Here is a 6,175-nt window from a genome sequence, read left to right as displayed (position 1 = left end):
CTTTGGTAATTTCTTGGTGAATATTATCTCAGGCCTTATTGCATATAGCTTCTTGCCCAAGAAACCTAGCATCAAATATCAAACCGTTAAAACAAATCAACTAGTTATGTTTTAATCGAACTCAGGTTAATATTTAAATTATCAACTGAAATTAATGGTAAGAACTCCATATCAGAAATATTCCTTTCTTGTTTTAGAAGCTCTAATTTTAGAGCTGTTGATAATTCTGAATCTTCTAAAAATTGTTTTGTAAATAAACTATTCCGTTCATCATGTATTAACACATAATACATTCTAATCGAATGGTTATGCTTTATTAAAAAATCTTTTATTTCCTTTTTCGGAAATGAAGTACTTCTTAGCCAAAGTTCTTCAAAATGATTTAGGTCTTTACCGCTCACCTCCTCCATCTCAGTTATAAAATCTGATAGGGTTACATTTTTAAATTGGTATGTATTCAGGTAATTTTTAATTCCGGTTTTGAAATTTGTTTCTCCTATTTGCTCCTGAAGCATCACCAATGCCCAAGCTCCTTTTTCGTAAAAGGTTAGACTACTGGCTTTCGGATCACGTAAACTCTCTCCCTTTCCTTTTTTTGAAGCGTCATTCAAAACCTTAGCTGAATCGAATAACTTCCAATAAAAATAGTCGTCCCCAAACACTTCCTTTTCAGCCAAATAAGCATAGTAGGTAGCAAAACCTTCTTGTAACCAATGGTGGTCTCCTGTTTCCTCCGTAATCAAATTACCAAACCACTGATGTGCCAATTCATGTGCGTTGATATTTACATAATTTCTATCGATAAAGGAAGTTGAATCAATCACATAAGCATCAGAAAAAAATGTAGCACTAGTATTTTCCATACCTGCATACAAAAAATCATGAACTGGTACTTGCTTATAATTTTGCCATGGGTAGGCCACACCTATCTCCGTTTCTAAAAAATCAAAAATTTCTTTTGTATACCGAAAGGTAGGTTCCACCTTTAAACTATCCGCTGGGTAATAATAATTTTCAATACGTATTCCTGTCTTACTAAACAATTGCTGTTTATCATATTTTCCAATGGCAAAAGCTAAAAGATAACTACTCATGGGGTCATCCATATTAAAATTCCATTGTGTTATCCCATTCTTAGTTACTGAATCAACGAGTTTTCCATTGGCAATTACGGTGAAGTTTTCATCATATAATATACTAAGGTCAAATTCAACCTTTTCTGTCATATCATCAAATGACGGTACCCAATTGCTTGTATATTTACCTTGACCTTGCGTCCAAATTTGCTCATTACCTACCATTTCATCATCATACCCAATAAAATAAAGTGCCTTAGTAGGAGTAGTATAATATGTAAGGTAAAGCTTATGCTCCCCAAGTATAATCGGTGCCTTAAAGCTTATTTTCTTTCCGGTATTAACATAGGCATACTCATTATCATCAATCTTGAACGCTGTGATTGTTATTTTTTGTGCATCAATATGGATGGAATCCACTTTTGCTCTCAAATCAAATGTGTACATACCACTACCCTCTATTTTAGCCTCAGCTGGTATAGGCTGAACAGTGATTGCTATATGGGTAAAATCTACAGACAACTCTTGGGCATTTGCCCAGTAGCTGAAAACCAAAAAGAATAGCACACCAAAAAATCTCATTCTACAAATATATTAGGTATTCGCTTCAACTTGTCAATAACTAATCCAAGATCCAGAGAAAACATACCAACTATTTTCATTCACATTTAAGTTAATAAATGTTGAACTATAATTATCCCTAAAGCCAAGCTATTATAAACGTATGAAAAGGTATTACTTCTCTTGTGGTTAAATATCTTTAGCTCTAAATTCGTAATATGAACAGCGGTTTTCTACAAACACCTATAGTCTATCTTAAAGGAGTCGGACCCAACAGGGCTGAAACCTTGAAATCAGAATTGGGAGTGGAAACCTACCAAGATTTACTCAATCTATTTCCCAATCGATATATTGATAAGACCCAATACTATAAAATCGCACAATTACAACGTAGTAGTGCCGATGTACAAATAATTGGAAAATTAGTTCATATTAAATCGGTCGAACAAAAAAAAGGAACTCGGTTAGTTGCCCGTTTTATTGACGATACCGGAGAAATGGAGTTGGTTTGGTTCAGGGGGCAAAAATGGATACGGGAAAACCTAAAGCTGAACATTCCTTATGTGATTTTTGGAAAATGTAATTGGTTCAATGGTACTTTTTCAATGCCACACCCAGAAATGGAATTACTGACCGAACATGAACAAGGGGCCAAAGTATATATGCAACCGGTATACCCTTCTACCGAAAAGTTGAGTAATAAAGGTATTAGCAATAAGGTCATCAATAAGTTGATGCAACAGCTTTTTATAGAAGTCAATGGTAAATTTGCCGAAAGTTTATCTGACAAGTTACGTTATGAATTAAAGCTCATTGCCAAAAATGAAGCGCTATTCAATATTCATTTTCCTAAAAGTCAAGAGTTATTAGCGAAAGCACAATTTAGACTAAAGTTTGAAGAATTATTTTACATCCAGCTACAACTAATTGGCAAAAATCTGTCAAGAAAACAAAAAATAAAAGGATTTCCATTTAATGAAGTGGGGGAATTTTTTAATGATTTCTACGCTAATAAATTACCTTTTGAACTAACAGGTGCTCAAAAAAGAGTAATAAAAGAAATAAGGTCTGATTTAGGGAGTAATGCCCAAATGAACCGTTTATTACAGGGCGATGTAGGCTCGGGTAAAACTATTGTAGCAGTTATGACCATGCTACTGGCAATTGACAATGGTTTTCAGGCATGTTTAATGGCACCCACCGAAATTTTGGCAAATCAACATTTTCATGGCATTTCAGAATTACTAGAAGGCACCCAAATAACGTGTGCATTATTGACGGGATCAGTGAAGAAATCAGCACGTAAGCCTATTCACGAGCAATTAGAAAATGGTGAGCTACACATTTTAATTGGAACCCATGCACTTTTAGAAGATAAGGTAAAGTATAAAAATCTCGGGTTAGCTATTATTGATGAGCAACATCGATTCGGTGTCGCACAACGTTCTAAGCTTTGGCATAAAAATGAATTTCCACCGCATATTTTAGTCATGACAGCTACCCCTATTCCAAGAACATTAGCCATGAGTTTATATGGGGATTTAGATATATCTGTAATCGATGAATTACCACCTGGGCGTAAACCTATTAAAACAGTACATCGATATGATGCCAATAGACTTAAGGTCTTTCGGTTTATTCGCGATGAAATAGAAAAGGGGAGACAAATTTATGTCGTATACCCATTGATACAGGAGTCAGAAGTCATGGATTATAAAGATTTAATGGATGGGTATGAAAGCATTGTTCGTGATTTCCCTCAACCTGAATTCCAAATTTCTATCGTTCACGGACAAATGAAACCTGCCGATAAGGAATTTGAAATGAAACGTTTCGTTAAAGGTGAAACACAGATCATGGTGGCAACCACGGTTATTGAAGTTGGTGTCAACGTACCAAATGCATCTGTCATGATTATAGAAAGTGCAGAACGTTTTGGGTTATCACAATTACATCAATTACGTGGTCGTGTAGGCCGAGGAGCAGACCAAAGTTTCTGTATACTTATGACAAGTCACAAATTATCTGCCGAAGCTAAAACACGATTAGAAACCATGGTAGCCACCAATGATGGATTTGAAATTGCCGAGGTGGACTTAAAACTACGTGGACCAGGTGATTTAATGGGCACGCAACAGAGCGGGTTGTTAAATCTAAAAATTGCAGACATCGTTAAGGATAATGACATTCTTAAAACAGCTCGGTATTACGCCTTACAAATCCTCAAAGAAGACCCTTCATTAGAAAAACCAGAGCATTTGATTATCAGACATATGTATGCACAATTGGTCAAACACAAAAATATCTGGACGTATATTAGTTAGTTTTATTTTTAACACATTTGATGTTGAACATCGTAATTTAGATGGCTGTTCATTTCCGAGAAACCCTTGTTTTTAATAGATTTGTTTACTTAGACTAGAAAGAATATGAGCGCAACTAAAACATTATTTGATAAAGTGTGGGATTCCCACGTAGTACATAAAATACAAGATGGTCCAGATGTTTTGTTTATTGACAGGCATATGGTTCATGAAGTAACCAGTCCGGTAGCTTTCTTAGGATTGAAAAACAGAAATATTCCTGTTATTCATCCTGAAAAAACATTTGCAACGGCTGACCATAATACACCAACCATAAATCAACATTTGCCGGTAGCTGATCCGCTATCCGCAAATCAGTTGAGAATGCTCGAAGAAAATGTCAATAAGCATGGTATTTCTTATTGGGGATTGGGACATGAAAAAAACGGAATAGTACATGTTGTAGGCCCTGAATACGGTATCACCCAACCAGGTGCTACTATAGTTTGTGGAGATTCACATACATCTACCCATGGTGCTTTTGGTGCTATCGCTTTTGGTATTGGTACCTCTGAAGTAGAAATGGTATTGGCGACGCAATGTATTATGCAACCAAAGCCTAAAAGAATGCGTATCAATATAAATGGAAAAATGAGTAGAGGGGTTACTCCGAAAGATGTAGCCTTGTTCATCATTTCTCAATTGACCACTTCTGGCGCTACAGGATATTTTGTAGAATATGCTGGTGAAATATTTACAGATATGAGTATGGAAGGTCGTATGACCGTTTGTAATCTGAGTATTGAAATGGGTGCCCGTGGAGGTATGATTGCTCCAGATGAAAAAACATTCGAATATGTAAAAGGTCGTGAGTTCACTCCAAAAGGTGCAGGTTGGGATAAAGCAATGGCATATTGGGAAACACTTTACACAGATGAAGATGCCATTTTTGATAAGGAAATGACTTTTGATGGTTCTTTAATAGAACCAATGATTACATATGGTACCAACCCAGGTATGGGGATGGGTATTTCAAACGATATCCCAATGGCAAGTGCCGTACAAGGTGGCGCAACTACCTATCAGAAATCCTTAAAGTATATGGCTTTCAATGAAGGTGATAGTATGATGGGTAAACCAATTGACTTTGTATTTCTAGGAAGTTGTACGAACGGACGTATAGAGGATTTTAGGGCATTTGCATCCATCGTAAAAGGAAGGAAAAAAGCAACTAATGTAACCGCATGGTTAGTACCTGGCTCGCATAAGGTAGAAGCTGCTATAAAAGAAGAAGGTATACTTGATATTTTGATTGAAGCCGGGTTTGAACTTCGTGAACCAGGTTGCTCTGCATGTTTAGCAATGAACGATGATAAGGTACCTTCTGGTAAATTAGCAGTAAGCACCTCTAACAGAAATTTTGAGGGAAGACAAGGTCCAGGTTCAAGAACTTTACTTGCTAGCCCCTTAGTTGCAGCAGCAGCAGCGGTTACCGGAAAAGTAACGGATCCTAGGGAATTAATGGAAGAAATGGTTGCTGGTTGATTGTTGACTGTGAATTTTACACGGCAACAAACTTGAGAACCAACAACGAACAACTATCCACAAACAACAAAACAAAAAATGGCATACGATAAATTCAATATACTAACATCTACAGCGGTTCCTTTACCATTAGAAAATGTAGATACAGATCAAATAATCCCAGCGCGATTTTTAAAGGCTACCGAACGTGTAGGTTTTGGCGATAGCCTTTTTAGAGACTGGCGCTATAATCAAGACAATACCCCTAAAGAGGACTTTGTTCTTAATCAAGATAGATTTAGTGGTAAAATATTGTTAGGAGGTAAAAACTTTGGTTCTGGATCATCTAGGGAGCACGCTGCATGGGCTGTTTATGACTACGGATTTAGATGTGTAGTTTCTAGTTTCTTTGCTGATATATTTAGAGGTAACTGTTTAAATGTTGGTGTATTACCGGTTCAGGTAAGTGCTGAATTTCTTCAGAAAATATTTGATGCGACAGCGGCGGATGAAACTACAGAATTAGAAATAAATCTACCAGAACAAAAGATTACATTATTAACAACAGGTGAAAGCGAATCTTTTGATATCAATGGGTACAAGAAGAACAATATGTTAAACGGCTTTGACGATATTGATTACTTATTGAATATTAAGAAGGATATAGAGACTTTCGCTGAAAACACACCTTTGTAATCCAATTTTCATTTA

General features: G+C 36.2%; 4 protein-coding genes. 3 read left to right on the top strand and 1 reads right to left on the bottom strand.

Features of this window, described 5'->3' with window-relative positions; all coding sequences use genetic code 11:
- Positions 1-104: 104 nt before the first annotated feature.
- Positions 105-1,658: a M1 family metallopeptidase gene (locus tag ES765_RS18670; RefSeq protein WP_138115863.1), complete on the bottom strand. Its 1,554-nt coding sequence runs from the start codon at positions 1,656-1,658 to the stop codon at positions 105-107.
- Positions 1,659-1,855: 197 nt separating this feature from the next.
- Here ES765_RS18670 and recG point away from each other — a divergent pair, with 197 nt between their 5' ends.
- The 3 genes from recG to leuD all read left to right on the top strand — a co-directional run bounded on the left by recG (position 1,856) and on the right by leuD (position 6,160).
- The gene (gene recG / locus ES765_RS18665) at positions 1,856-3,961 is read left to right on the top strand and encodes an ATP-dependent DNA helicase RecG (RefSeq protein WP_138115862.1); all 2,106 of its coding nucleotides are present in this window, start codon (positions 1,856-1,858) and stop codon (positions 3,959-3,961) included.
- Positions 3,962-4,066: 105 nt separating this feature from the next.
- A complete protein-coding gene (leuC, locus tag ES765_RS18660; protein WP_138115861.1) occupies positions 4,067-5,485 on the top strand; it encodes a 3-isopropylmalate dehydratase large subunit in 1,419 nt (472 codons plus the stop codon).
- Between the two features lie 78 nt (positions 5,486-5,563).
- On the top strand, positions 5,564-6,160 hold the full coding sequence (leuD, locus tag ES765_RS18655; RefSeq protein WP_138115860.1) for a 3-isopropylmalate dehydratase small subunit: 597 nt from the start codon (positions 5,564-5,566) through the stop codon (positions 6,158-6,160).
- Positions 6,161-6,175: the final 15 nt, after the last annotated feature.

This window comes from Maribacter sp. ACAM166 (assembly GCF_005771495.1).
Lineage (GTDB): Bacteria > Bacteroidota > Bacteroidia > Flavobacteriales > Flavobacteriaceae > Maribacter.
The sequence above is the reverse complement of the archived record's forward strand: the minus strand, read 5'-3'. Positions and strand labels throughout refer to the sequence as shown.